The sequence below is a fragment of the Paenarthrobacter sp. NPDC056912 genome (genome assembly GCF_042786555.1).
GTDB lineage: Bacteria > Actinomycetota > Actinomycetes > Actinomycetales > Micrococcaceae > Arthrobacter.
Map to the genome: position 1 here is coordinate 97,178 of NZ_JBHUCD010000002.1, position 26,462 is coordinate 123,639.

General features: G+C 61.5%; 28 protein-coding genes. 17 read left to right on the plus strand and 11 right to left on the minus strand.

Annotation, left to right across the window (positions count from 1 at the left end):
• The first annotated feature begins 103 nt into the window (after positions 1–103).
• From ACFRJ9_RS02435 to ACFRJ9_RS02450, 4 genes are all read left to right on the plus strand, one after another.
• Positions 104–649: an Imm61 family immunity protein gene (locus ACFRJ9_RS02435; RefSeq protein WP_377664037.1), complete on the plus strand. Its 546-nt coding sequence runs from the start codon at positions 104–106 to the stop codon at positions 647–649.
• Positions 650–753: 104 nt separating this feature from the next.
• Positions 754–1,155 (plus strand): hypothetical protein, encoded by a 402-nt coding sequence (locus tag ACFRJ9_RS02440; protein ID WP_377664038.1) that lies wholly within the window; start codon positions 754–756, stop codon positions 1,153–1,155.
• A 219-nt stretch (positions 1,156–1,374) separates the two neighbouring features.
• Entirely contained in the window at positions 1,375–3,231 is a 1,857-nt protein-coding gene (locus ACFRJ9_RS02445) for a hypothetical protein (RefSeq protein ID WP_377664040.1), read from the plus strand.
• 26 nt (positions 3,232–3,257) lie between these two features.
• Complete coding sequence (locus ACFRJ9_RS02450) at positions 3,258–4,010, plus strand: hypothetical protein (protein WP_377664042.1); 753 nt, start codon at positions 3,258–3,260, stop codon at positions 4,008–4,010.
• Positions 4,011–4,143: 133 nt separating this feature from the next.
• On the opposite strand, the gene ACFRJ9_RS02455 is transcribed toward ACFRJ9_RS02450, so the two are convergent.
• Both ACFRJ9_RS02455 and ACFRJ9_RS02460 read right to left on the minus strand, forming a co-directional pair.
• A complete protein-coding gene (locus ACFRJ9_RS02455; RefSeq protein WP_377664044.1) occupies positions 4,144–4,923 on the minus strand; it encodes an alpha/beta fold hydrolase in 780 nt (259 codons plus the stop codon).
• A 102-nt stretch (positions 4,924–5,025) separates the two neighbouring features.
• Complete coding sequence (locus ACFRJ9_RS02460) at positions 5,026–6,651, minus strand: purine-cytosine permease family protein (RefSeq protein ID WP_377664046.1); 1,626 nt, start codon at positions 6,649–6,651, stop codon at positions 5,026–5,028.
• 268 nt (positions 6,652–6,919) lie between these two features.
• On the opposite strand from ACFRJ9_RS02460, the gene ACFRJ9_RS02465 reads away from it, so the two are divergent.
• The 4 genes from ACFRJ9_RS02465 to ACFRJ9_RS02480 all read left to right on the plus strand — a co-directional run bounded on the left by ACFRJ9_RS02465 (position 6,920) and on the right by ACFRJ9_RS02480 (position 10,555).
• The gene (locus ACFRJ9_RS02465; RefSeq protein WP_377664048.1) at positions 6,920–7,408 is read left to right on the plus strand and encodes a RidA family protein; all 489 of its coding nucleotides are present in this window, start codon (positions 6,920–6,922) and stop codon (positions 7,406–7,408) included.
• Between the two features lie 66 nt (positions 7,409–7,474).
• Positions 7,475–8,218: a FadR/GntR family transcriptional regulator gene (locus ACFRJ9_RS02470; RefSeq protein WP_377664050.1), complete on the plus strand. Its 744-nt coding sequence runs from the start codon at positions 7,475–7,477 to the stop codon at positions 8,216–8,218.
• The gene (locus ACFRJ9_RS02475; protein WP_377664052.1) at positions 8,215–9,843 is read left to right on the plus strand and encodes a gamma-glutamyltransferase family protein; all 1,629 of its coding nucleotides are present in this window, start codon (positions 8,215–8,217) and stop codon (positions 9,841–9,843) included. The genes ACFRJ9_RS02470 and ACFRJ9_RS02475 overlap by 4 nt, the downstream gene beginning before the upstream one ends.
• Positions 9,844–9,847: 4 nt before the next feature.
• Positions 9,848–10,555 (plus strand): YoaK family protein, encoded by a 708-nt coding sequence (locus tag ACFRJ9_RS02480; RefSeq protein WP_377664053.1) that lies wholly within the window; start codon positions 9,848–9,850, stop codon positions 10,553–10,555.
• Positions 10,556–10,573: 18 nt separating this feature from the next.
• Here ACFRJ9_RS02480 and ACFRJ9_RS02485 read toward each other — a convergent pair whose 3' ends face one another.
• On the minus strand, positions 10,574–10,765 hold the full coding sequence (locus ACFRJ9_RS02485; protein ID WP_377664055.1) for a helix-turn-helix transcriptional regulator: 192 nt from the start codon (positions 10,763–10,765) through the stop codon (positions 10,574–10,576).
• On the minus strand, positions 10,762–11,199 hold the full coding sequence (locus ACFRJ9_RS02490) for a hypothetical protein (protein WP_377664057.1): 438 nt from the start codon (positions 11,197–11,199) through the stop codon (positions 10,762–10,764). The genes ACFRJ9_RS02485 and ACFRJ9_RS02490 overlap by 4 nt, the downstream gene beginning before the upstream one ends.
• A gap of 133 nt (positions 11,200–11,332) precedes the next feature.
• Between ACFRJ9_RS02490 and ACFRJ9_RS02495 the strand changes: the two genes are divergently transcribed.
• From ACFRJ9_RS02495 to ACFRJ9_RS02530, 8 genes are all read left to right on the plus strand, one after another.
• Entirely contained in the window at positions 11,333–11,905 is a 573-nt protein-coding gene (locus ACFRJ9_RS02495) for an MOSC domain-containing protein (protein WP_377664059.1), read from the plus strand.
• 475 nt (positions 11,906–12,380) lie between these two features.
• A complete protein-coding gene (locus ACFRJ9_RS02500; protein WP_377664061.1) occupies positions 12,381–13,046 on the plus strand; it encodes a response regulator transcription factor in 666 nt (221 codons plus the stop codon).
• Between the two features lie 192 nt (positions 13,047–13,238).
• Entirely contained in the window at positions 13,239–13,424 is a 186-nt protein-coding gene (locus ACFRJ9_RS02505) for an aureocin A53 family class IId bacteriocin (protein WP_377664063.1), read from the plus strand.
• 101 nt (positions 13,425–13,525) lie between these two features.
• Entirely contained in the window at positions 13,526–14,059 is a 534-nt protein-coding gene (locus tag ACFRJ9_RS02510; protein WP_377664065.1) for a PH domain-containing protein, read from the plus strand.
• Positions 14,049–15,569, plus strand: a complete 1,521-nt coding sequence (locus tag ACFRJ9_RS02515) for a PH domain-containing protein (RefSeq protein ID WP_377664067.1) — start codon at positions 14,049–14,051, stop codon at positions 15,567–15,569. The genes ACFRJ9_RS02510 and ACFRJ9_RS02515 overlap by 11 nt, the downstream gene beginning before the upstream one ends.
• Positions 15,566–16,465 carry an ABC transporter ATP-binding protein gene (locus tag ACFRJ9_RS02520; RefSeq protein ID WP_377664069.1) on the plus strand — a complete coding sequence of 300 codons (900 nt, stop codon included), beginning with the start codon at positions 15,566–15,568 and terminating at the stop codon, positions 16,463–16,465. Before ACFRJ9_RS02515 ends, ACFRJ9_RS02520 begins: the two co-directional genes overlap by 4 nt.
• A 2-nt stretch (positions 16,466–16,467) precedes the next feature.
• Entirely contained in the window at positions 16,468–17,277 is an 810-nt protein-coding gene (locus tag ACFRJ9_RS02525; RefSeq protein ID WP_377664071.1) for a hypothetical protein, read from the plus strand.
• Positions 17,278–17,341: 64 nt separating this feature from the next.
• A complete protein-coding gene (locus ACFRJ9_RS02530; protein ID WP_377664073.1) occupies positions 17,342–17,596 on the plus strand; it encodes a hypothetical protein in 255 nt (84 codons plus the stop codon).
• A gap of 24 nt (positions 17,597–17,620) precedes the next feature.
• On the opposite strand, the gene ACFRJ9_RS02535 is transcribed toward ACFRJ9_RS02530, so the two are convergent.
• Both ACFRJ9_RS02535 and ACFRJ9_RS02540 read right to left on the minus strand, forming a co-directional pair.
• Positions 17,621–19,585: an ABC transporter ATP-binding protein gene (locus tag ACFRJ9_RS02535; protein ID WP_377664075.1), complete on the minus strand. Its 1,965-nt coding sequence runs from the start codon at positions 19,583–19,585 to the stop codon at positions 17,621–17,623.
• Positions 19,582–21,318 (minus strand): ABC transporter ATP-binding protein, encoded by a 1,737-nt coding sequence (locus ACFRJ9_RS02540; RefSeq protein WP_377664077.1) that lies wholly within the window; start codon positions 21,316–21,318, stop codon positions 19,582–19,584. Before ACFRJ9_RS02540 ends, ACFRJ9_RS02535 begins: the two co-directional genes overlap by 4 nt.
• A 149-nt stretch (positions 21,319–21,467) precedes the next feature.
• Between ACFRJ9_RS02540 and ACFRJ9_RS02545 the strand changes: the two genes are divergently transcribed.
• Positions 21,468–22,304: an alpha/beta fold hydrolase gene (locus tag ACFRJ9_RS02545; protein ID WP_377664680.1), complete on the plus strand. Its 837-nt coding sequence runs from the start codon at positions 21,468–21,470 to the stop codon at positions 22,302–22,304.
• A gap of 5 nt (positions 22,305–22,309) precedes the next feature.
• Here ACFRJ9_RS02545 and ACFRJ9_RS02550 read toward each other — a convergent pair whose 3' ends face one another.
• The 5 genes from ACFRJ9_RS02550 to ACFRJ9_RS02570 form a co-directional block, all read right to left on the minus strand.
• Positions 22,310–23,833 carry a CHAD domain-containing protein gene (locus tag ACFRJ9_RS02550; RefSeq protein WP_377664079.1) on the minus strand — a complete coding sequence of 508 codons (1,524 nt, stop codon included), beginning with the start codon at positions 23,831–23,833 and terminating at the stop codon, positions 22,310–22,312.
• A gap of 4 nt (positions 23,834–23,837) precedes the next feature.
• Entirely contained in the window at positions 23,838–24,347 is a 510-nt protein-coding gene (locus ACFRJ9_RS02555) for an SRPBCC family protein (protein ID WP_377664081.1), read from the minus strand.
• A gap of 120 nt (positions 24,348–24,467) precedes the next feature.
• Entirely contained in the window at positions 24,468–24,821 is a 354-nt protein-coding gene (locus ACFRJ9_RS02560; protein ID WP_377664083.1) for a hypothetical protein, read from the minus strand.
• Between the two features lie 487 nt (positions 24,822–25,308).
• Positions 25,309–25,467: a hypothetical protein gene (locus tag ACFRJ9_RS02565; protein ID WP_377664086.1), complete on the minus strand. Its 159-nt coding sequence runs from the start codon at positions 25,465–25,467 to the stop codon at positions 25,309–25,311.
• Positions 25,468–25,686: 219 nt separating this feature from the next.
• Positions 25,687–26,451 (minus strand): IclR family transcriptional regulator, encoded by a 765-nt coding sequence (locus tag ACFRJ9_RS02570; protein ID WP_377664088.1) that lies wholly within the window; start codon positions 26,449–26,451, stop codon positions 25,687–25,689.
• Positions 26,452–26,462 lie beyond the last annotated feature (11 nt).

Here is a 26,462-nt window from a genome sequence, read left to right on the forward strand (position 1 = left end):
CGAGTACTTCGATTGGGGAGAATCCATGGCTGATACTGACCTGCCTGGGCGGGCGTTCACGACCACGCGTGCCGTCCTATGAGTGTGGATTTCAGGGATGTGTGTGTTACTGGTGGCGGGGCGTGAAAAAATGAATGTGTCGCAAAGCGATTTGAATAAAGTCATTTCAAATGTTCAGAACGTCATTGTAGAAGCAGGTGTTTCGGCGACGCAAAGTTCTACCGACAACTCATGGCACTTGTCCCTAGGTAGTGACGTCAGCTTGCACCTACTGATCGACAACAACGCATTTGTTCTGAGGCGGTCAGACAGAGGCGGCGACGAAGAAGAATTTTTTGTGTCAACCATCATTGATGCCATGGAGAAGTTCCTGACGTACACGCTATGCGGAAGCTTGCGTGAAGACGAGGATCTCCCATTTCTCCTAGTCGTTCCGGTTCCAATGACAATAGAGGACGTTGCTCGTGGATATGCCCTATTGCCGAATGGCGATTCTTGGGCATTGGTTGAGGCGGCGACGGGCAACAAGTTTTATGGTGACTACGTTGACCTAATTGAGTTTTCATACTACGCCTATTTGTCACCACGCGAGCTGCGTGAGGCCTGCGCTGCCCCAGCAGGCAAGCCTCCGTTCTTCCCCTATAGATAGCCTGGTCCGCACCCAACGCCCAAACATGCCGTACACCGGCTTGACTACCCTATTGATGTCAAATTTCTCCCAAATAACAAGTGACAGGGAAAGACTCGCCTGAAATGAATTCAACAAGCAAGTACCAGCGGCCCTTCGTCATTTGCCGATGGCCGGGAAGATCTCAAGAAGGCAAGCACCTTGCCACCCGCATCCTTAGTATGCAGGATGCCGTTGAAACTACTATGGGTATCCGACTGGCATGGGCCGCCGATGTTGGCAGTGCGGACGAATTTGCAATGGTGCCGTTCCTGACAGACCTAGAGCCGGTGGACGTGGAACTCGACAACAATGTGTGCATGAAGGGCGGATTGGCCCTACCGCTATATGGCAGTGTCTCCAGCATGCCTGAAGGAGAAATGGTTTCCGTCCGCCGTCGGACGCCACGGAGCATCCCGAGCGATTCACCACCTAGATGGTTCCTCCAGAACCAGGTTTGGTCGTTTTCACCACCTAATTTGGCGTGAATTGGACTAGGGGTGGGCTATTTGAGCACCTAGATGCCGGTTTCCGTGGATACCGTGTGGCCCGACCGAGTACTTCGATTGGGGAGAATCCATGGCTGATATTGACCTGTCTGGGCTGGCGTTCACGACCACGCCTTCCGTCCTATGAGTGTGGATTTCAGGGATGTGTGTGCTGCTGGTGGCGGGGCGTCGGGGATCAGTGTCGAGGGGCTTCCGCCGTTGCCTGATCCTGAGGCGTTGGATACCCATGCGCGGGCGTTGGCGGCTTCGGGGGATGCTGTGCATTCCGGTGTCAACGACGCTGCCCGGTCTTGGGCGGGGCTGTCCGGGGCGTACGAGGCACCCGAGGCCGGGCAGGTCCTGGCCGGGTTCACCCCGGTGCTCTCCCGTTCCCAGGACCTGGCCGCCCTGACCGGCAAAGCCGCGACCATCCTGGGCGCCTACGCGGACCGGGCCAGGGAACTGAAACACCGCATCACCGCCCTCCGGGCAGACATCGTTGCCCTGGACGGACTCATCGGAGGCAACGATAACTGGCAATCACACCTGAACATCGTGGACCGGCACCGCGAAACCATGGACAAGGCCAGCGCCCTGGCCCAGGCCATCCTCGACTCCGACGCCGCCTGCGCCACGGAACTAAGCGCCCTGACCGGAGGCGAACGCTACAACGCACCGGCCATCCCGCGGGCCACCCTTGACGGCTCCACCGACCTGATCGCCAACGGCCTGACCCACGCCCAGCATTTCTTCGGCACCGACCAGGACCTCCCCGACCTGCCCTGGGGGCCACCGAACGTGTCCCTGCGCCTGGGCGGGCCAGGTTCGGCCGGGCAGGGGTTCGTCAGCGCCCTGCTCGGCGCCGGGCAAGGCCTGCACACCATGCTGGGCACCACCGACAAAGTCAAACAAACCCAGGCCTGGCAGGGAATGTTCGCCCTGGGCGCCGCGGCGGTCACCACCAAAGCCGTCATCGACCGCGGTTTCCGGGACACCACCGCCGAGGACCTCGACGCCGTCCTCACTGTCGGCGGGGCCCTGAAGGAGACCATCCACTACGACGACTGGGCCACCGACCCCTGGCACGCCGCTGGCGCCACCGGATTCGACGTCGCATCCCTCCTCGCCGGCGGCACCGGCGCCGGCATCAAAGCAGGATCAACAGCCGGGAAACTGGGCGCTGAAACCGCTGCCCTGTCCAAAGCCGCCACCGGACTCACCGGCGCCGCCCGCACCGCCCTCAGCGAAACCACGGCCGCTGTCACCGCCAAACTCGCCCAAGCCAGAACCGCCATCTGGAACGACGGCATCGGAAACGCCCTCGACAAACTCGACACCGGACTCGCCAAACTCAACCACACCCTCAACGGACACGGCTCTCAACCCGCACCGGCCGGCATACCTCATCAACTACCCACGCCCGCCACAGAAACCCCGTGGCTGGCTAAAGTTGACAAGACTGGAGGGGCCGGCGCTAAGACCCTGCCCGCCCCTGAACCTGGCCCCAGTATCTTCGACCAAACCCTCGGCGATCCGTCCCTTCCAGGACGCCACCCCGACCACCAACCCACCATTGGCGACACTGACGGAGGACCTGGAAGCTGGCAAGAACCCATCGGCGGTCGAAGCAAGAATGGCGTCGCCGACCAAATCTTCGGGACAGGAGTCGCTGCTACCGGCCCAAAGGGCTACCTTCTGGAGTACATCGTTGACTATGTTCAACCTGGCGGTATGCACACGACGGTGGACTTTGACGGACATCTGTGGCGCGGCCACCCACCTACAGAAGTGTTCCAGGAAGTTAAGGGCAACTATGACCTTCTTTTCAGAGGAGTTTATGACGGTCGCTATCTGCGCAATCAGGCCGTTCCGACAGCAATCAACGACTGGGTCCAGGACTCCGTCCGACGTCAAATCCAAGCGCTGGAGGCGAGGGCACCAGGCGCCCATCTTGAATGGCTTTTCACTCACAACGAGGAACTTGCCATGTTGATGGAAAAAGCCGTCACAAGGTATCTGGAACGCAACCGCGTTAGTGTCACAGTGGACGTAAGATTCGCTCCGAGGGAAGGCTAGTTGTGATTCACAATAAGGAGTGCGACGTGGGAGGCATTTTATCAACAGAGCTCTTCGATTCTGCCTTGGACGATATTGATCTCGACTTGCACTTGGGTGGGCGGGAGGCGGCGCCTCGGGATGTCGCGGCGAAGATTCTAGCAACTCTTCCGATTCTCGAGCAGCTTGATACACGCCCGATGGAATGGGTTGGGCTTCCCCAAACTAGTGGACAGCGCTCCGGAGAAGACGAATTAGGGCCTGACATCGAGGAGCTTATCCACCTTGTTAATGCCGGAGCCAGAAGAGACGATGCAGGGAGCTTTCACCCCAGCTGGGGCTATTTCGTGCAACTAGTCGCGTACGTCAAAGGGACGGAACGCCGCACGAGCCCGTTTCACGCTGCAATCAGCGATGGAGCGCAGGGCGGACCTTCAAGCGATTCGTTCTCATTGACCTTTGGCAACGCGCTGATATTCGGTAAGGGCGCCCTCGTGAGCAGTTTTGCCTCCTTGGTGGAAGTCTGGAGACCCACCCATGGCGGCATCTTCGGCTATGAAGTCAGCAGACGGCGACGCGGGGAAGCGGTTTGGTACCCTCCGGTCGGCGCTTTGACGTACACCGCGAAAGCCAGCGGCTATAGGCTTCCTGTGCACGAACTCGTTGAGCTGCACCCGCTGCCACATGGGGTATTGGCGGTGCTTAAGGAGTGGTCCTTGGATGCCGTACTCACGTACGGCGAAGCTTTCAGGGCTGTTAATCACGGCGTCCCCCGCGGCAACGCTAGGACCGGGAAGTGACTTCCGCAGGGGAATACAGAACGACTGAGCAAATCTCCCAACTCGGCTGTAGGGCGATCGCCCACGCCACAACGGTCCATGCCGCCCGAAGTTGAAGCCCGAAGGCAGCCGTATCAAGAAAACTCTTCGGCAGCTAGCCGCTCTTCCTGGCGATGAACTCCCGGATCCATTCGACCGTCTCAGGGTGGTCCAGGTGCAAGCCGTGCCCCGCGCCGGGTACGCGCACCAGTACCGAGCGAGGGATGTGCTCACGAAGCAGCAGGGCATTGGGCAACGGGGTGAGTCGGTCGTCGGCGCCGTGGAGGATCAGCGTAGGAGCCTTGATGGAGCCGAGTTGACTCCAGGCATCATGCTCGCGGCTGGCCTTGAAATGACGCGCTTTGGCCCACGCCGAAGCATGGGAGCTGAAGAACATGTGCGTCGCTTCGGGATTGTCTCGGACCCACTCGGCATCGAAGAAGAGCTCTGCAAGCCGGGACATGTCGCCGCCGACCAGGGCCTCCAAGGCACTTTTGTCCGGCTGGACGCTGACGTCCGGCCATTTCCCGCCACTGGTGGCCGCCAGGATCAGGGTCCGAACCTTGTGCGGGTAGTCAATGGCCAACCACTGGCCCACGCGCCCACCCATCGAATGACCGTACACGTGTGCTAAATCCGCGCCTGCGGCCTCGAGAACGGCAACGGCGTCAGCAGCCAGGACCCGCGTGGTGTACCGTTCGGCTTCTCCCCTGCCGCTCCGTCCTGTCCCCCGGTGATCAAAGCGGATGACGCGGTAATAGCGGGACAGAAGGTCCGCCGTCGGGCCCCAACCCGCCATGGCTGTCGCCTGGCCGGCGATCAAGAGCAACGGGTCGCCTTCACCGGACGCGGTCCAGGCGAGTTCAGTGCCATCCGGGGCCTCGGCAAAGTTCACCGTGCCACTGTAACCCCGCTGCCGGACGGGCGCTGCGGCGCAGGACACAACGGCGGCCGCTGCCAGTGGGCAGCGGCCGCCGTTGCGTCAGGGAAATACGCCTCAGACGGGTTGCGGGCGGGAGTCCAAAGCCGCGATGTCAGCGCGGGCGTGCTCGTCCCTGCTGGCCTCAAGGTAGCTGCGACTGAGGCCAGCGCAGGCGGCACAGATTGCAGGATGCCCCTTTCGGGAAGGATCCCGGTCCATCTCCACCGCGATGTAGCTGTGGTCGCACGCGTGGCAACGGATGCGGGCCTCCCAGATGTCGTCCACTTCATCCCGCGGATCATGTGCGCGCCGCAGCAGCACCTTCCGGGACTGCGCCTTGAACGCGAACGTATATAGGAGCGCACCCAGCGCAAAGGTGAGCGGCGTTGACCAGGTGGCACCTATGGGGCCGGCGAATTGGTAGAACAAAGCACCAAGTACGGAACTCCCGATCCAGACCCCGGCTCCAGCAGTGAACTTCGCCAGGCGCCCCGGCCGGAATTCGGGTAGGCCGTTCTTGTCGCCGGTGGGACTCAAAATAATGTGAACCAGCATGATGCTGACCCATGAGGCTATGAAGGCTCCCTGCCATGCCAGCGCAACGAGCAAGTAGCTGAGGACATCAGTCAGCATGAAGACGTAGGTGATGGCACCACACAGCAGGACAGCCCAGACTCGCGGCAGGCGCGTGCGGAAAAGCCGTGTCCATAGCGCTTCCATGTTGGTTGAAGCGACGTAGAAGTTCGCTGTGTTGATACGCGCTTGTGTGACCCAGACCAGGAACAATCCCCAGCCGCCCAGGAGCGTGACGATGAAATCCACGATTGCCGTTGAGGAAATTCCTCCGGCCAGGCCGGCGGCATACGCGATGAAGATACCGATCAAGCCGTTGGCAAGGTAAACGAAGACGTAGAACACCGGCCCGAACGTCGCGATGCCATTGATCTTGGCGTCCTTTGGCTTGCCGAACCGGGCGAAGTCCATGGTGAACATCATGAGGACCAGCACACCCAGGTAGATGAAGAATGCATAGAGCCAACCCGGAGCTGCGAGGTGACCGGCTTGCGCTGGCGTGTGTGCCAGCCACGCTGACGTGTCCATCCGTGTAGCAGCCAAGATGATGACCAGAATCAGGCCTCCCCAGTAAACAGGGAGCAGTGCTGCGTTGTACTTGTCCATCCAGCGGCGAATACCGCCCATGACCAAGGGCAGGTTCATCGCCACGGCAATGGCGTACCAAATCCGGATGTCCAAGCCGCCTATGGAAGCCGAGAACGCGTGGGCAATCATCGAACTCTCGAAGACCGCATAGTAGATGGAGGTGGCGGCAAGGATGAGCGGCGCAACGATGGAGCCGGATGCACCAAACAAACGCTGCGAAATCAGTGCGACAGTCAGGCCGGTCTTTGTGGCGTAACTGGAAAATACGTAGCCCAAGGCGCCGAATGTGAGGCAGGCGAGGACAATCCCTATGACAGTGTCAACGGTGCCGACCACAGCAGCGAGCGTGGCCGCGGTGACCAGATAGAACATGCCACTGACGAGCGAGTACCAAGACATCGACAGCGATTTCTTGGTACTACGCCAGGAGAGCGGTACAACATGGGTTGTGTAGTCTTCGGTGGCTGCTTCCTTCACGACCCGGGGGTCGTCAAGGTAACTGACCTCGAGAGGGTCCAGCGAACGGTCCAGAGTGGACATGATGGTTCCTTTGCAAGTGATGTGCCGAATCCGCATGCGCTGATGTCGGCGTTGGGGTGATCACTTGGTTGAAAGGAAGTTGGCGAGGCTTCCTTAACAGAAGTTTGTCCGACCTTCGGACCTAAGTCAACGGTTTTTTATGAATATCGTTCATTTTCATTTCACTGTTGACGCCAGCCTGGATTGTGACTAGCCTCATAGCACTTGGTTGGACCATTGGACTAACTGCCTTGGCGTGGCAGAACAAACGAGGAGCAAGATTTTGGCCATGAGTTATGAAGACCGCGTTCGCGAGCTGGGCCTGGAGATTCCCGATTTCAGTGCCGACGGGTACTACGGTGCGGATACATACGGCAGCATGAAGCCGCATCACATCGTGGGAAACGTCCTCTACTTGAGCGGCCACACGCCGGACAAGAGTGATGGCACCGTCCGTTACCCCGGCCGGCTGGGCGCCAACCTGACAGTGGAGGAAGGATACGAAGCCGCCAGGCTCACCGCCCTCAACTGCCTCGGCGGAATCCGTCTCGCACTGGGCTCCCTGGACAAGGTCAAGGGGATCGTTCGCTCCCTTTGTTTCGTGACGTCTACCCCGGAATTCACGGAAGTGCACAAAGTCTCGTCCGGAGCCACTGATCTCTTTGTCGAGGTATTCGGCCCGGAGGTCGGCTTGGGCGGTCGCGCCACCATTGGCGTCATGAGCCTGGCCGGTGGAAGTTGCTTCGAGAATTGGGTCACTGTGGAGATCTTCGAGTAACCACAGCCCTGACCAACTGGCTGGTAGGTTTGTCGAACCAATTCAGCGGAGGTAAGAGTGTCGTCCTTGAGCAGCATTTCCATAGCAAACGGCCCCCTTTCGGAGCAGCTGAGTGAACGGCTGATCCGAATGATTGCCGACGGCGAACTCAGTGCTGGCGACAAGCTTCCCAACGAACGCGAACTGGCCGAGACAGCCGGCATCTCCCGGACATCTGTCAGGGAAGCCTTACGCGATCTTGAGCTCCGTGGGCTGATCAGCCGGAAGCCTGGGCGGGGCACCATCGTCGAGGCACAATCCAGGCCGGAACTCCACGCAGCCATGCTTGGAACCATGGAGTCTTCGCAAAGAACGCTCCGTGAAGTGATGGATCTCCGGGCAGTCATCGAGCCGCCCATGGCTGAACGCGCTGCATTGCGGGCCAGGGGCAGCGAACTCAGTTCCCTGCTCAGGCCCCTGGAACTGGCCGAGGCCGAACTCCGCCGCGACAAACCGTCCATGCAACTCCTGGTCAGGCTGGATGTTGAGTTCCATTCCGGCGTCGCCAAACTGACGCAGAACCCCATGCTGGTCAAGCTCTTGGACGTAGCCAACGAATGGATGGCGCCATCGCGCGAGACCACCCACCAAACCATGAAACGCATCGCAAAGTCCGTCGCCGCCCATCGGAGAATCTATGACGCCATCCGCCGTCATGAAGCCGACGAAGCACGCGAGGCCATGTCCGGGCACATCCACGAGGTTTCGACCACCATCGGTATCGACACGTGGGACCCTGACACACCAATCAGAAAGCACAATGAATCATGAGTCAGAGCTACACCTCCGGTGCAGTCGCAACACCCCACGTTGATGCAACGGCGGCGGCACATCACGCATTTGCCAATGGTGGCAATGCTGTTGACGCAGCCCTTGCAGCTGCCGCCATGCTCACCGTGGTGTATCCGAACCAATGCAGCATTGGCGGCGACGCCATAGCCATGGTCGGCACACCTGACGGTCGTGTCACAGTGGTAAACGGCACTGGAACGTCCGCCCAATCCCTCCGACCTGAAAACTACGTCGGCGATGACGGCTTCGTTCCGGTTTCGGGTGCAAAGAGTGTTACGGTTCCCGGGCTCCTCGGGGCTTGGGAAGTCCTCGCTCACAAGTGGGGTCGACTACCCCTTGCCTCCGCGCTGCTCCGCGCCGCGGACGCCGCCGCAGCAGGAGTTCCCGTGGCACCAGGAGTGTACCGGGACCTCCTCCGGGAGGAAGCACTCCTGGCCAAAGATCAGGGATGCCGCGAAGTCTTCTTCCGGGATGGGACCCTGCTGGGTGCTGGACAGACAATGAAGCTGGATCGCCTGTCCGAGACCCTCACAGCCATCGCCCACCACGGTATCGAGGCGTTTTACAAGGGCGCTATTGGTAAGAGCATTGTTGCCACCTTGAAGGCGCAAGGCAGCGACCTCACCTCCGAGGACTTCGGGATTCACGAGTCTTCCATCGAGGCGCCACTGGCAACGACTTTCGCCGGTTCTGAATACCTCAGTGCGGCAGGGAACAGCCAAGGAACATTCTTCCTTCAAGGAATGTCCGCCCTGGACATCGTGGCCAGGGAATTAGGGCATGTCCCGGACGCCATCGGCGCCGAAGCAGGCATCGTGGCCCGTATCTTGGCAGAAACGGCCAAAGACCGGGACCGTTTCCTTGGCGATCCGCGGTTCACGGAAATCCCGTTCGATGAACTGCTTTCCGAGGAAGCTGCCGCCGGTTTGGCGAACAGAGCGTTGGCTGGCCGCACCGCTGCGGCGGCTCCTGGCCGTGCCTATGCCCGCAGAACCGGAGATACCGTGGCAATCGTCACGGCTGATTCAGACGGCACCTGGGTTTCCCTGATTCAGAGTGCTTTCCACGCCTTTGGATCCTGCGTCCTGGACCCAGGTACGGGGATCCTCCTGCACAATCGGGGTGCGTCGTTCAGCCTCGTCCCGGGTGCCGCCAACGAGCTCGCGCCGGGTCGCAAGCCTGCACACACCCTCATGCCTGTGCTTGTCCGCCGCGATGGCCAGCTGGTTGGCGCCCACGGCACTATGGGCGGACGCGCCCAGCCGCAGGTCCACACGCATTTGGCCCTAAACCTAGCCCTGGGCCTGTCACCGGCCGAGGCCACTGGAAGGCCGCGGTGGATCGTGGGACAGATGGAAGCCGGAGCTGCGGCTCCCGACGACGCCACCACCATTTCGGTCGAACAAGGGGTTTCGACGGCGGCACTCCAGAAACTTCACAGTGCCGGCTTCCGTACGAAAGAGTTGGAACCTCTGGACGACGCAGCGGGACACCTTCAGGTGGTCCGGCAGGGCACCGAACCTGGAACATTCGTTGCAGGCTCGGATCCTCGTTCGGACGGGTTATCGACCCGTCCGGACGGATTGTCGAACGAGGGAAACTAGCCCGGTGCGGCATCAACGACTCTCGTTCTGGCTCATGATCGCGCTGAGTTTCGGTACCGGCGCCTTGGACGCGGCAACTTATCTGGGTATGGACCGCGTATTCGGGGCCAACATGACGGGAAACGTGATCTTGATCGGGCTGTCTTTGGCTGGCTCTGAGCACGTCCCGCTCCTCGGGCCGTTGGCCGCCCTGGGTGGCTTCGCGGTCGGCTCATTGCTGCTGGGGCTGATTCTGCGCCGTTTCCCTCCGGCCGATGGCAGGGACTTCGCGCTCGTTCCCGTTTTCTGCGTTACGGCTCTTGGCATGCTCACTGTCACGGGAGTGCTCTTTGCGATGCCCATGAGCGAGGTCCTCATGCACACAGTGACGTTGGGCATCGGAACCCTGATGGGCTTCCAAGCCATCGCCGCACGCAGGGTAGGGGTAACTGACGTATCGACGGTGGTGGTTACGTCAACGTTGTCCCTCCTCTTCAGTGAGGCCGGGCGCTTCTGGGGCGGAGCCAGCACACCGGCCACTATCCGTCGGTTTGCGGCCGTCGCCTCCATGTTCCTTGGAGCTGTCTGCGGGGCACTGTTATTGCATGTGGCTCTCTGGGTGGCCATGCTGGTCCCGGCGTCCATCCTGCTTGGCGTAGCTGTGGCGTTCACCTTCAGGCAGCGAGCGCTGAAGGGCGTTGCTGGCCGCACCAAGGCCCTCGTCTCGGCGTGAGCCTCGGCGTCACAGCGTTCATTCGGCCGAGAAGATCTCCTCAATTGAGCACCCAAATGTCCGGGCAATGAGGAAGGCCAACGGCAACGAAGGATCGAACTTCTCCCGCTCGATGGAGATGATGGTCTGCCGGGATACGCCAAGCGCGGCAGCCAGCTCCGCTTGGGTCCAGTTTCGGCCTGCGCGACGCTCGGCGAGGTTGTTCTTCACTTCAGTGCGCGGTGGCGAATGGCCACGTAGCGAAGCCCGGCATCCACCGCGCTCAACCCAACGAGCCCCAGGAGGACCGGGAGCGCGTCCACGGCGAACCGGCCAATGGCAAGCACCAGCACGGCAACTACCGTGGCCACCAGCACGTCAAGGAAAGCCCCGGCCCCGGCCTGGCGCATCCACTGGAGCTCCACGCTCTGCTCGCCACGGGGGTCGCGAGTGACGGTGTTCCTTGAAACGAAGACCTTGCCGCCTAGTGACAGGGCCGGGTAGGCCGCGCACAGGGCACCAATGCCTGCCGCCAGCCAGAAATCGTCCGGGTTCAATGCTCCCACCAGCAAGGAGACCGCGATGGTCAGGATGACGCCCAGGATGACCGCCAGGACGTAGTGGTGGACTGGCGCCCGCCTCGATGTAAAGGAAGCTTTACTCATACGGCAAGTAAAGCACGCTTTACATGGCAGGGCAATGGACGACGACGGCGGAACCATCCGCCGTCGTCGTCTTGCCTTTGTCCCGCAGTGCCGGTGTCGTGCGCGGCGGTGCTGTTGGCGATAGTTTGGTGACATGCCCGCTGACTACAGGTACAACGTCGAGGTCCTGCACCTTTTGGTATCGCCGGCGCACGCCTACTTTGGTCGTGCACGGGAGGGGGCCGCGGATGTCCCCACCCAAGATGCGGATCACGCGGAACTTGTCGCTGGCAAGGGGATTGTTGGCGACAGGTTCTTTGGCAAGGCCGCGCATATGGATGCCGCAGTGACCCTCCTAGCCGTGGAAGCCCTCGAATCCATTGCCGCTGAACTGGGGGCTGGACCTTTCGATCCCCTCCTCACCCGCCGGAACGTCATCATCAGGGGTGCCGAGTTGGCTCCCCTGCTCGGGCACGACTTCACCGTGGAATCCGGGGACGACTCCGTAACGCTGAAGGCCGGCCGACCCGCTCACCCCTGCGCCTGGATGGACGAAATGCTGGCACCTGGCGCCCACAAGGCCATGCGCGGGCGAGGCGGAGTCCGGTGCCAGGTCGTCTCCGGCGGCATGCTGAATCGCGGACCGGCGGTACTCGTCAGCCCCGTGCCGCTTGACCCTGCAAAGGCCGGTGACGCGAACGTGCTGCGGCCATCAAGATTGCCTTAGCTCTCCCCTGTACCGTCACAAGGGCCATGCTGGGCAGGTCGCCCCTACTCCGCGGGCTCATAGTACAAAGGGACTAGAAAAACGATTGAAGCCTTTCATTAATCCATCGAGCGGATATACGGTCGGGTTCATGTCCCACAGAAATGAAGCCACCCATCCGCACTTCTTGAGCCGAACACCGCGGCCACCTGAACACCCTGGCACCCCTTCCGCTTACTCCACGTCATCGCGCGCCCACTACAACGCGGCAGAAGCGGTCGGAACACCGCAGTTTGCGCGCCTGCCGGTCCAGGCCTGAAGAATCTGACCGTGAAATTAGTAAGCAAATTTCACATTTGCATTCCGGTTGATTGCTAAAGCATATTGAGCAGTCAGAATCAGGATGCCAAGCTGGACATCGATCCGCATGATTCCCCAATATTTGGATTGGAACCACCTTGCCCCAATGGTGGCGCAAGGGAAAGGATGATATCGAGTGCATAAAGTATCCGTAGTCGTTGGCGCACTCGACACCCAATTGCATTCAGTACTCAGCGCAATCTTTCGTTTCAACTCGCAGACGAGGGCATTGTTTAGTCGAGCAACGTCACCGCTCGAGCTCGCTGCCGATTGCCGGGCCCACGAGGCGGACCTGGTGGTCGTTGATGCGCGATCATCCCGGGGTTACGCGACTCCAAATCTGCTCCCCGTACTCTCGTTCTACCCACAAGCACACCTCATGGTCTTCATCGACGCCGTCGCATCGGAGGGAATTCTGGACATCATGGATGCGGGCGCCCGCGGTATCGTCACGAGCGATGCTTCCGTTCGAGAGATCCAGAACGCAGTTTCCGAAGTTACAGCGGGACACGTCTTCTTGTCCCGATCCGCACTCATTGGATTACTTGAGGTGCTGCGGAGAGAACGCCCCGCCGAGCGGACGCCCTCCCGGAAGGATCTACCCGCGCTAACGCTCAGGGAACGGGATGTCGTTGAGTGCCTGGGCAAAGGGCGGTCCAATCGCGACATAGCCAAGAAGCTCGGCGTTTCAGAGGCGGCCGTCAAAGGCCACCTCTCACGCATCATGGCGAAGTGGTGCGTCCAGGATCGGCTGCAGGTCCTCGTCGCCGCCCTCGAGGCCGGCGAGGTCCGGGTCGGGTGACAGCGAACAATGCTTGGAATTGATGGAGCCAGAGCAGCCGCTCCCCAGCAGCCAAATTCCTCAACACCCTATCCAAAAGTACATATCAAAAACGACAATTGACCACTGTTTCATAATTCATCTGAAAAATAGCGTTGAAAGCGTATTGGGAATTCCCGTACATCACCGTAAATTGCCAGATGGAGAATATAAATGGGTGCTGTATTGAGATTTGTCGCTTGGGTTCTGGGGCAGGTTTGGCGTTGGGGAGTGGGCGTCGTTAACGCGATTGCCCGGTGGGCAAGGAATAACTGGTCAACGGTACAGCGGTGGCTGGAGCGGGGCGTGACCTTCGGTACGATCGCCCAATGGATCATGCAGATTCTAGGAATCGGCTGACATGAGTCTGGCACTGGTGGGGTCGGAGCCCAACGCACTCCGATCCCACCAGTGCCGCAGAACATGGGGATAAGGCAAAGCAAAACACAGAGAGGGGCGCAGTGGCCAGCACATGCGAAGAAGATCCGGGCGAGATGTCCAGCCGCGCCTCGCGATCGCATGTCTATGCGTCGGCGCTGCCACCCGTGGCCTTGCGCTACCTAATGATCCGTTCCACCGTCGAGGTGCTGACAACGGGAACCCTCCTGTGCGGACTCGTACTCTGGCTCGTCCCAGGCAGTTGGAGCGCACCATCCATCGCTGTCATGGCGATCCTTATCGCCGCCGGTCTCATCGTCGATGTGCCGATTGTCAGCCGACTCACGATGCGCCACACTTCGTACGCCGTAGACACCGATGCCGTCCGGGTAAAACGTGGATTCCTCCTGTCCAAGGACACAGTCCTCTCGACCGCCCAGATCTTGAATGTCGCCATCATCGAGGGGCCGTTGCTGCGACGATTTGGTCTCGCAAAAGTCAGGTTCACCACCCTCAACCATGTTGAACCGCTCGGTCCCGTGGAACGTGGCGTGGCCGAAGAGATTCGCCGGGAAGCGTTGTCCATCTATTTGGAGGCCTCGACCGATGGAAACTGACTCATGGCAGCACCTGCCTCTGAGGGCCATGGCGGCGATGTCCATTCGGGGAGCCCCTAGCGTGGCCAGCCTGTTGTTCGCCGGACTTCTGTACTGGGATCGGCCCGGTCTGTGGCCCGGGCCCATGGCGGTTTACCTGGTTGCCAGCCTGCTCGTCCTCCGCTTGGCCCACCCCTTATACCTCTGGTCGACGCTGACATATGCGATCTCCGAGGATACCTTTGCCGTCAACCGCGGGCTGATCTTCAAAACCACGAGGACGACTTCGTGGCGGGATGTCTCCGTTGTGGACATCAGCTCACCATGGGCGTTCCGCCGCTTCGGACTCGGGATCGTCTCCCTTCGCTCCGGGGGCCAGGACGATACGAAGATCGATGTCACCGGCGTTGACCACGAAGACTTGGAAACCATCGTCCGGTTTGTACGAGCCCACGGAGCAGATGGGGCACAGCCCGCGCCCTCAGGCAGAACCGTCGCGTGCGACCATGGCCCAGGTCCAGGTCCATCGGTGTCGACAAACCGGGGCGTGCTCTACACGGCCCGGCGGCGCGACCTCGCGGCCGCAAACCTGATTTATGGTCATGTGGTTGCTTTAGGAACCGGTGCCGTTATCACCTTGTCGGACATCGCGGATCAACTGGCCATTTTGGATGGCGTTCTGGACGTCTCAGGTTCGCATCCCTTGGTGGGAGGCCTGATGCTGTGTGGTGCGGTCCTCCTCGGCGGTTCGGTCGTTTCCCTCGTCAAATACCACGGTTTCACCGTGAGCGGTGATTCCGCCGGGTTTTCCATCAGCTACGGATGGCTGTCCACCAACCGGCGTGATGTGAAGTCCTCCGCCGTCGGCGGGATCACGGCTCGGCGCAACCTCATCGAGATGCTTCTGGACCGAGTTCGGGTCGCCCTCCTGACGACGGACTCGGATGCACAGATGGGAACCAACATGGTTCTCCCATCATTGCCGCGAAGACAGGTGACGCAAATCCTCGAAAAATCCCTGCCAGAGCTGCAACGTCCAGCATTACTGGTGTCCTCAGGCCGCCGATCAATCGCCAGATCGTTGGCAATCTTCGCGGCGGTAGGGGCGCCGGCGCTTGGCTTCGGTTGGGTTCTGCACCGGATGGGAGGTGGCGCCCTCGTTCTGGACGCGGTGGGAACAGCGACCATCTACTGCGTTCTCGCCATGGCCGTCCGCCTTACCACAGCAGAGTTCTCTGTCGCGGGCAGCGTGGTGAGTTGGATCAGCCGCTCCTTCGCTGACCAGGAGATGGTTCTCGCCGCCACCGGTCTTCACTCTGTGTCCGCAACCGGTATCCGCACGTCCGAGGTTTCCCTTGTGAGGGCCCGCTATTTCGCGGGTCGGCCCAAGGCGTTGGCTGCGCTCAGCTTTTCAAGGGCGGTCCCGGACCAAATAGGCCGCCTCGTGGAGGACACTTCCCGGGAAATTGCCGCTTACCGGCTGCGCCGCACCATCAAACAGCCCAACGCCAAGGAGCTCATTCATCCATGATCCACGTCCACAACCTAAGTAAAAACTTTGGGACCACGAGCGTGCTCCGCAACGTCTCTTTCACGGCCGCACCTGGGCGGGTCACCGGGTTCGTCGGGCCCAACGGCGCAGGCAAGTCCACAGTGCTGAAAACCATAGCCGGATTGGTGCGTCCGGATAGCGGTACCGTCACGGTCAACGGAGCAAACTTCGCGGATGCCCCGCGTCCGGGAAGCACCATGGGACTCTTCCTGTCGGCGGAATGGCTCCCGGTGCATGCAACGGCTGCCGGCATCATCAACTACGCCTGCCGTTTGCAGGGCCTGCCACTTTCTTGGGGCAAGGACGCGCTGGAGACGGTTGGACTGGCCGGAGTGGCGCACCACCGGGTCCGCACGTTCTCACTGGGCATGCGCCAGAGGCTGGGCATCGCTGCAGCTACGGTGAGCCGTCCGAACGTACTGGTCATGGACGAACCAATCAACGGGCTCGATCCGGATGGAATCGCCTGGATCAGATCGTTCCTTACGGCTGCGGCTTCACGGGGTTCAACGGTCCTCCTGTCCCCCCACCACATGGCGGAACTGGCAGAAATGGCTGATGACATCGTGATGATTGGCGGCGGGCGGATCCTCGGGCAGGGAAGCATCGGCGATTTCGTGTCCCGTCTGGACGCAGCAGGCTACTACCTTGAGTCACCGAATCCAGTGCTTCTCTTGGCTGCTTTGGCGCAACGAGGTTTCCAGACCACCCGAGAGCGCGGGGGATTGCTCGTCCACCACTCGGACCCTACCGAGCTCGCTGCCGTGGCTTTGGAGTCCGGAGCCGGGATTTCGCATCTGTCCAGGGCGACTCGAAGCCTCGAAGCCACCTACTTCGAGGTCCTTGCCCGGACTGCATCAGGAGGAACGAAATGACGATGACCGAATCACCGGTCGACGACCTCACTACGGTCTCCACGGAACAGACCCTTGGCTCTGTGACAAAGGCTGAGGTGCACCGACTCCTCAGCAAAGGCGGAGTGCCCGTCCCTTTCTTTGTGGCGATCACAGCAGCTCTGATGAGCGGGATAGCTACGATGCTGATCATGAAGTCACTGGCCCCCGAACTCACTAGGGTCATGACCACCACCTCCATCGAAGCCGGGGCATTCGTCTGTGCGTTGGTCCTTTCTGTAGCGGCGGTTTTCTCGGTAGGTCGAGACCACACCGGTCAGTTGGGCCTGGCGCTGTCACTGACACCGAAAAGGGACCGGCTCTTCATGGCCAGGGTCTTTTCTTGGGCTGCGCTGACAGTTGGCAGCACGGTCTTCATCACGATCGTTATCGCGGGACTCGGACTTGTCCTGTCAGAGGGCAGATTCGCAGGGTCGGGACTCCTGGGCGTGGCGGCAGCCGTCGTAGGAAGCACAAGTATGGTTCTCATTGCTGTGGCTCTGGCCCATGTCGTGGGCCGTGCCTTTGGGTCCGTGCTACTGCTCGTCGGAGTCAATCTGCTCCTGCCTCTGGTGGTCTTCGCTGTGGGCTCCATGATCCCGCAGCAAGCCGCGGGCGCCGTTGACGCCTTGATAAACATGACACCAACGCCATTGTTCATGAGGGCCATCAGCGCGACGACAGTCGAAGACCGGGGATTAGTTCACACCCTCGTCGGCCAACTGGGACTTGTGGCGTGGGCTGTTGTCCTCGGCGGACTGGCGCTCACCGGCTTCCGCCGCCGGACTATGTAAACCCTTTCCCGGCGCCGGGCCCAAACGATTGACATCCACTTCCACGCGACCGAGAAGGAAAATCATGGCAGATATCAAAGACCGGCGGCCCGCGAACGGTTCGTCCCGGAGTAGGCCACTTGGCGAACCGGCTTCGATGGTGGCGCTGTTCGTCACCATACTGGTAGTCAGCATCGGACTGGCCCTGTGGGCTGACATGAACATCGCATTGCGAGGGGGCATCGCCATTGTCGCCGGCATTTCCGCAGCCGGTGTCACCATGGCGGTGGTCAACCGGATCGAAGCACGAAAGCAACGCAGGAGCGATCCCCTCAAGTGACCTTCCCGCTGCTACTTTCCGGCCTCAAACCTCTTCAGCCGCCGGCGCCGCGAACTGCGCTTCGTACAACCTCGAGTACGCCCCACCTGAAGCCAACAGCTCCGAGTGCGTTCCCTGCTCCACGATCTGCCCGGCCTCCATCACCAGGATGAGGTCGGCGTCGCGGATGGTGGAGAGCCTGTGCGCGATCACGAAGCTGGTCCGGTCCGAGCGCAGCGCATTCATGGCTTTCTGCACCAGAACTTCGGTACGGGTATCCACGGAACTGGTGGCTTCGTCCAGGATCAACACCGATGGCCTGGAGAGGAATGCGCGTGCAATTGTGAGCAACTGCTTCTCGCCGGCGGAGACGTTGCCGCCTTCGTCGTCGAGCACGGTGTCGTAACCCTCGGGAAGTGACCGCACGAACCGGTCCACATAGGTAGCCTGTGCAGCTTCCATGATCTCCGCCTCCGAAGCCGAAGGCCGCCCATAGGCAATGTTGTCCCGAATCGTGCCGCCGAACAGCCAGGTGTCCTGGAGGACCATCCCCATCCGCGAGCGCAGTTCCTGCCGGGACATGGTGGCAATGTCCACGCCGTCCAGGGTTATCCGCCCGGAATCCAACTCGTAGAACCGCATCATGAGGTTCACCAGGGTGGTCTTGCCCGCACCGGTGGGCCCGACTATGGCAATGCTTTGGCCGGGTTCGGCTACCAGGCTGAGGTCGGTGATCAGGGGCTTGTCTGGCAGGTATCTGAAGGACACATTCTCGAACACCAGCCGCCCGCGTGAAGGACCGGAAGCGGAAGCCGCTGGCTCCTCCGACTCTTCCTCCTCATCCAGCAGGTCGAAAACCCGCTCCGCTGATGCAACCCCGGACTGCAGCATGTTGGCCATGGACCCGAGTTGCGCCAGGGGCATGGTGAACTGCCGCGAGTACTGGATGAAGGCCTGGACGTCACCCAGCTGCATCGCACCGGAGGCCACCTGCAGGCCGCCCACCACAGCGATTCCCACGTAGACGAGGTTCCCGATGAACGTCATGGCCGGCATGATCAGTCCGCTCACGAACTGTGCGCCGAAGCTTGCCTGGTACAGCTCGCCGTTCTTGGCCCGGAACTTTTCCTGCACTTCACTTTGCCGGCCGAAGACCTTCACCAGCGCGTGCCCGGTGTAGGTTTCTTCGATCTGGCCGTTGAGTTCGCCGGTGTTCTTCCACTGCGCGACGAACATCTTCTGCGAGCGCTTGGCGATGAGCAACGTGGTCCCGAGGGTCAGCGGGATGGTGACCAGCGCAATCAGTGCCAACAGCGGCGAAAGGAGGAACATCATCACCAGCACGCCCAGCACAGTCAGGAGGGAGGACACTACCTGGCTGATGGATTGTTGGAGGCTTTGGGAGATGTTGTCGACGTCGTTGGTCACCCTGCTGAGCAGCTCACCGCGCTGGATGGAATCGAAATAGCGCAGCGGCAGCCTGTGGATTTTCGCTTCGATGCGCTCCCGGAGCCGGAAGACGGTCCGCTGCACGACGCCGTTGAGCACGTACGCCTGCATCCAGCCGAACGCTGCGGCCAGGACGTACAGGGCGAGCGCCCACAGCAGCACCGAGGACAGCGCACCGAAGTCGATTCCGACGCCGGGTGTAAGAGTCATGGCGCCGAGCATGTCGGCCTTGCTGTTCTCACCAGAGGCGCGTAGTCCGGCGATCACGTCGGCCTTGGACACTCCTGCGGGCAGCTGTTTGGACACTACGCCTGCGAAGATCAGGTTGGTTCCTTCGCCGAGCAACCTGGGCCCGATCACGTTGAGGGCAACGCTGACCACGGCGAAGACCAGCACCAGGGTCAGCCAGAGCCGCTCGGGATGCAAGGTACCCAGCAACCTGCGGGCCGAGGCACTGAAGTTGGAGGCTTTCTCTGCGGGGATGTTCATCCCGGCGAACGGTCCGCCGCGGCCCGGGCCCATGGGTGGCCGTTGTGGGCGTCCTACTGCTGGAGCGCTCATGCCGCCTCCTCTGCCGCAAGCTGGGAGGACACGATTTCCCGGTACGTTTCGGAGGTCTCCAACAGCTCATCGTGCGTTCCCTGCCCAACGATCCTGCCGTCGTCGAGCACTAATATCTGGTCCGCGTCGGCGATGCTGGAGACGCGCTGGGCGATGATCACCAGGGTGGCGCCGTTGGTGTGGTGTTTGAGTGCCTGCCGGAGGCGGGCATCGGTGGCCGTGTCCAGCGAGGAGAAGGAGTCGTCAAAGATGTAGAGCTCGGGCTGTTTCACCAAGGCCCTGGCAATGGCGAGCCGTTGCCGCTGTCCGCCGGAAACGTTGGTGCCGCCCTGCGAAATGGGCGCATCGAGTCCACCTTCCATCTCCTGCACGAAGTCGCGGGCCTGGGCCACGGTCAGGGCCTGCCAGAGTTCGTCGTCGGTGGCGTCGGGTTTGCCGTATTGAAGGTTGCTGCGGACCGTGCCGGAGAACAGGTACGGCCTTTGCGGGACCAGGCCGATGTGCCCCCACAACAGATCCGGCTGGAGCTGGCGGAGGTCCACTCCATCCATCCGCACGGAACCCGCTGTGGCGTCGAAGAGCCTCGGCATGAGGTTTACCAGAGTGGTCTTTCCGGCTCCCGTGCTTCCGATGATCGCCGTCGTCTGTCCCGCGTGGGCGGTAAAGGTGACACCCGTCAGAACCGGCCGCTCGGCACCAGGGTAGGCGAATCCGACGTCGCGCATCTCCAGTTCGCCGCTGCGGCGGCCCGTGAGCGAAACAGGGTTCGACGGCGGCTGGACGCTTGAGGCGGTCTCCAGCACCTCGCCGATTCGGTCGGCCGAAACGGACGCGCGCGGGATCATCACGGCCATGAAGGTGGCCATCATGACGGACATGAGGATCTGCATGAGGTAGCTCAGGAACGCGATCAAGGTGCCTACCTGCATGGAGCCGTCCTCGATGCGGAACGAGCCGAACCAGATCACCGCCACGCTGGAAACGTTCATCACCAACATGACCACTGGGAACATGAGCGCCATCAGACGTCCGGCCCGCAGCGCTACGTCCGTGACGTCGTCGTTCGCTCCGGCGAAGCGTTCGGCTTCCATGTCCTCCCGGACGAATGCGCGCACCACGCGGATACCGGTCAGTTGTTCGCGCAGGACCCGGTTGACGGCGTCGATCCGGACCTGCATTTTGCGGAACAGCGGCACCATCCGGGTCACGATCAGCCCCACGGCAACCAGCAGCACCGGCACGCATACCGCGATCAGCCACGAGAGCTGGGCGTCCTGACGCACGGCCATGATGACGCCGCCGATGCTCAGCATGGGCGCTGCGACCATGAGCGTGCAGGACATCAGCACCAATTGCTGCACCTGCTGGACGTCGTTGGTGGACCGGGTGATGAGCGACGGCGCACCGAACTTGGTCACTTCCTGCTCTGAGAACTCCCCCACCCTGCTGAAGATGGCGTCGCGCACATCCCGGCCCATTCCCATGGCCGCTTTCGCGCCGAAGTACACGGCAACAACTGCACACGCGATCTGCAGCAAAGTGATCAGCAGCATGAGGCCGCCCATCCGGAGGATGTAGTCGGTATCCCCCGTGGCGACGCCGTGATCGATGATGTCGGCGTTGAGCGTGGGCAGGTACAGCGACGCGATGGATTGCGCCAACTGGAACACGACGACGGCGATCAGCAGCCGCTGGTGTGGCCGCAGGAAGCGGACAAGAACCTTCCAAAGCATCGGGGTCTCCAAGCAAACGAGGTGTGAACCGAAGGCCAGTTTACGTCTGGTTGCTGCGGGCAACTAGAGGTAATAATCGTGTCCCGTCGGTCGGCCCCAACAGTAGGCTGGAAACGTTCGTGTTGAACCGCATCGAAGGGACATGGGTTTTGGCTTACATCACCGTCGGAAACGAAAACAGCACTGAAATCGAGCTTTACTACGAGGACCACGGGAGCGGCCAGGCGGTAGTCCTCATCCACGGCTACCCGCTGGATGGTTCGTCCTGGGAGAAGCAGACCGCAGCCCTTCTCGAGGCCGGCTACCGCGTGATCACCTACGATCGCCGCGGTTTTGGCAAGTCCAGCCAACCCACGGAAGGCTACGACTACGACACCTTCGCAGCGGACCTGTTGACCGTCCTGGACACCCTGGACGTGAACGACGCCGTGCTGGTGGGCTTCTCCATGGGCACGGGAGAGGTAGCCCGCTATCTCAGCACCTACGGCTCAGATCGCGTGGCCAAAGCCGTGTTCCTCGGTTCGTTGGAGCCGTTCCTGCTGAAGACTGACGACAACCCGGAGGGCGTTCCGCAGGACGTTTTCGAGGGCCTGTCCCAGGCTGTGAAGGCCGACCGCTACGCCTTCTTCACCGATTTCTTCAAGAACTTCTACAACAGCGATACCTTCCTGGGCACCGCGCGCCTTAGCCAGGAATCTGTGGACGCCAGCTGGAACCTCGCCAGCAGGTCGGGCGCCTTCGCCTCGGTTGCTGCGCAGCCCACGTGGCTCACGGACTTCCGCGCGGACATTCCCAAGATCGACGTCCCGGCGCTCATCGTGCACGGCACTGCGGACAACATCCTGCCGATCGATGTCACTGGCCGGCGTTTCAAGGATGCTCTCCCCAGCGCCGAGTACTTGGAAATTGAAGGCGCACCGCATGGCCTGCTCTGGACACACCACGCCGAAGTCAACCGCGCCTTGCTGGCATTCCTCAAGAAGTAGTTCTCCTACTTCTTGAGGCGGAGCTTCCTGGCCTTCTTGCCGCGCCGCAGGTACTCCGCTTGTGAGGCGTCTGCGGCGCGGCGCTCCAGCTCATAGATGACGCCGTAGGTGAAGGCGCTTCCGCCCACACCCGCCGCCGATCCCAGTTTGAGCAGTTCCGACCTCGCCATGGCACTGTCCTGATGCTCGCCCAGGATCGTCTGGACAGAATGGGCCGCATCGCCAAGCTTCGCGGCGCGCTTGCCGTGAACACTTTCCGACGCGGCGGCAGCGAACCGAAGTTTCTTGGCTGCCTTGCGGACGTCGTGGAACGCCGAATCGCGTTGAGGCCCGACGGCGGCACTCACCGCGGCCATGTGGCGTTTGCCCAGCCGTTTGGCGGCTTTGTTGACGAGCCTCGCCGTCGACTTGCGCGCCGGCGCGGATCCTTTGGCGGTGATCGGCGGCTTCCGCGTGAATGCTTCGAGTTCATCGAGAAGCCGGAAGTAGCGTGGGCTGTGAAGTCGCGTCCGGACAGCGGCCATGGCCGTGTCTGCCCGGACAGTCATTCGCTGATCGAGCTCTTCATGCAAGGGGCCCGCAACGAGTTTCCCTGGCAGCTCATCCACATCGCTGCGAAGCCGCTGGTGCAGCACTTCAACGTCCCGGTACCGCCCCAAGGTCTTGGCGAGCGACTTCAGCTGCTCCTCGAGATTCTTCACCGGAGCTGCCTTGAACAGGGCCCTGTACGTGTGAAGGACCGAACGAATGCGGCGGGTCAGCGAGCGCATCTGGTGGACCGAGTCGTCCCGGCCCTGCCTCACGTGCCCATCCTGCAGGAGCAGCTTGGCAAGCTGGGCGTCCAGATAGTCCAGCACGGGTACGGCCGCCGCGCTTTTCCCTTTGGGAGCTTCCCTGCCGGTGCCCTCGGTACGGGGCCAGGAGTCTCCCAAGGCAGTGGCCAGTTTCGACGGCCGCTGGCTGGGCCTTCCTCCCGCGTCTGCAATGTGCAACGTGGCAGCGTCAAGGAAGGCATCGTCAGCATCTTTTTCAAAAGCCAGCTCCACTTCCCACTCACGCCAAGCTATTTCCCTGCCCTCCCCTTCCGGAACGTGGGCATGAACATGATCGTCCACGAAGTCGGCCAAGCGGTGTCCGTCGCCTCCATACAGGGAATAACTGGTGCGGTGGGTGGTGAGCGTGGCGATGGCGGCCAGTGCGTGGCCACGGGTGAAGGCGAGCACCCGATCCATGAGGTCCGCCGGGATGGTGTCCGCCTGGCCCAATGGCGCCTGAATTTCCGTGCGCTTACCGGTGCTGTGGGGAAGTTTGAGGTGCCATCCGGCGTCGGGGCCTCCAGTGCGGCGGCGGAGCGTGACTCCACGGGCGGCCAGTCCAAAATCTCGGGTATCGAAGTAGATGGCTTCCAAGCTGTGGCTTGATGGTGGGCCCACCCTGTCCACACCGTCGATCGTGTCCAGCGCCGGCAGCGGGGTGGACGTGTCGGCGTCGAATTTCCGCTCGCTCTCCACAGTGCTGGAGGTAGTCATGACGTCAGATCCCTGCCCCTGCCACGCCGCCGTCGCGGTGCCCTCCGGTGTCTTCGACGTCGCCTCCGGACACTGTTCCCCGCCACGCCCCGGTGGCGTGGCCTTGGGCCTCGATGAACTTCTTGAACTTGTCCAGGTCTGCACCCACCCGCATGCCATCCACACCAAGCGCGGATCCAGCCTTCTCGGCTAGACCTTCAGGCTCCCAGACGATCTCCACGTCCACTCGCGTCCTGGAAGGTTCAAGCGCCTCAAAGCTCACCGCGCCCCCGTTGCGCGGACCATTGACGCTGGCCCAGCTGACCAAGGAGTCCGGTATTTGCTCAATGATCTGGGCATCGTACTCGCGCTTCACGCCCCCTACGTTGGTTGAGAAGTGGAGCCCTGTTTCGTCGATCTGCTCCACTGCCTCCACCCCGTTCATGAACTCGGGGAAGGTCTCGAACTGCGTCCATTGGTTGTAGGCGACAGCTACGGGCACATCTACGTCGATCGTCTTTTTGACGGTGGCCATGGGTTTCTTGCTCCTTCGATCCTGTCTCGGGTGCTGAAGACACGTACTTCCGGCGGCGCGCCAGCCGGCTGGCTGCATAACCAGTGGCGCGCCAGTCCATAGCGCGCCAGCCGAATGGTCTCAGCCGGCGTCGAAACTTTCGTCGTCATCGTCCTTGGGAGACTCTTCCACGGGAAGGTCGTTGCCGCTGCCGTCCGGAATGGAGGACTGCTCGGCGTGGGATTGTTCGTCGATGCCACCGAAGCGGCCAGCGCCAGGCTCCCCGGAGCTGTCTGAGTCTTCCGGATCCAAATGGCTCAGGTTCGGTGCTCCGGTGGAGTACGTTTCCCCGTCGGGGCTGTCTTGGCTCAAGCCGGCTTCGCTGAGGTCTTCCTCCACGCGGGGCTGCGCTTGCCCGCCACCGGCTTCCTGCTCTGCGGTGGGGGTGCCGTAGCCTCCCACTTCCTCCTCGGGAACGGCGTCTTGCTTGTCCATGAGACCTGTCCTTTCCTAAACGGTGAACGTGTTGATGGAACTCTTCGAACCTATAAGCGGGGCTGGTGGCGTGTCCATGCCCTTAAGAAATTAGTAAGTAATCTTAGCATTCTTGGGCAAAAGGGGCTATGGTTCCGACTGCCGACCACCCACACGGCCGCTCGAGACGGCCGGACAGAAACGGCCGCGGGCCGGGATAATTCCCGGTCCGCGGCCTCATGCTCACGTCAATCTGTGGGATTGGCTTCGGTGGTCAGACCGCGATCATCCGCTGTCTTCTCATCCTTTTCTTCTGCCGGCCCGGGTGGACTCGCAGATTCGCTGGGTCCGACATCAACGGCGTCATCCTGCCCGCCCAAAGGGGCTTTACCTCCGGGCACCTGATCGCTGGATCGACGCGCTCCGGGATCCCTCGGAATGGGCTGTCCGGGTGTCGTGATGCCGTCGCGAACCTGATCAAAGCCGGCCACTTCACTGGGATCAGTTGTCATACGCGAGACCGGCCCCGGCCAAGAACCCAGCCCAGCAGGGCTAGGACGAGAAGGATAATTCCTACCCACAGCAGGAAACTGAGGGCTTGGTTGAATCCGCCGACAAGCAGCAAGACGATCGCTATGACGCCGGCGATTACCAAGAGTATGTTCATTGAGTTACGCATCCCTTCAATAAATTTTGTCTATTCAGGAAGGCGTCCGCTGGTACCCCGTTGTGGAGTGCCACCCATGCCAACGGGCACCGATCGGAGACTTTGGTCTCCACATCACTCACGCTCCCGTCCGGAAGGATTCCTTGCCCGGGCGGAGCACGTTCACAGCATCATGATAAGCACCCTTTGTGTCATCACAAGGCAATTTAGTCAGGAAACTTAGTACCCCTTCGCGGAATACGCCCCGAGAGCCCGGCTGATTTCCCGGGCGGTCCCCGCTGCAGCCTCGCCATACTCCTGGTACTTGGCCGGAACGATCCTGCTCGAAGGCCCCGAAATGGAGATGGATCCGGCCGCCACGCCGCCCGGGCCCAGCAGCGGGACGCCGATCGAGGTGATGCCCGTGCTCAGTCCTTGCTCGTTGATGGAGTAGCCACGGGCACGCGTCTCGGCAATCATGACCCGGAGCTGCCCGGCGTCGATCACGGTCTGCGGCGTCAGCGCTTCCAGCGGGCCGGACAGATAGTCGTCCACGAAGGCATCCTCAGCGGCCGACAGGTAGGCCATGCCGGTAGACGAGGCGTGCATGGGCAGCCTCGAGCCCAGCGGGAGGAAGGCCCTGAGGACGTGCGGGGTGTCCAGGCGTTCGATGATGAGCATGTACCCGCGGTCAGGCACTGCCAAGTGGACGGTCTCAGTGGTGTCCAGCTGCAACGCATTCAAGGGGCCCATGGCAGCATCGCGAATGACGGATCCACTGCTGCCGCGGCTGGCGACGGCAAAGGCATGGTTGGTCAGGACCCACTTGCCGGCCTGGGCTTCGGATTGCGATACCCAGCCCAGCTCCCCCAGCGTCCGGAGCATCCGGAGGACGGTGGCTTTGGGGACATCCACTTCCCGGCTCAGCTCTGACAGGCCCGCCGGCTGATTGTCCGAGACCGCCTCAAGGACCCGAATTGCCGTGACCACACTCTGTGTACTCATCCACCCTCCCG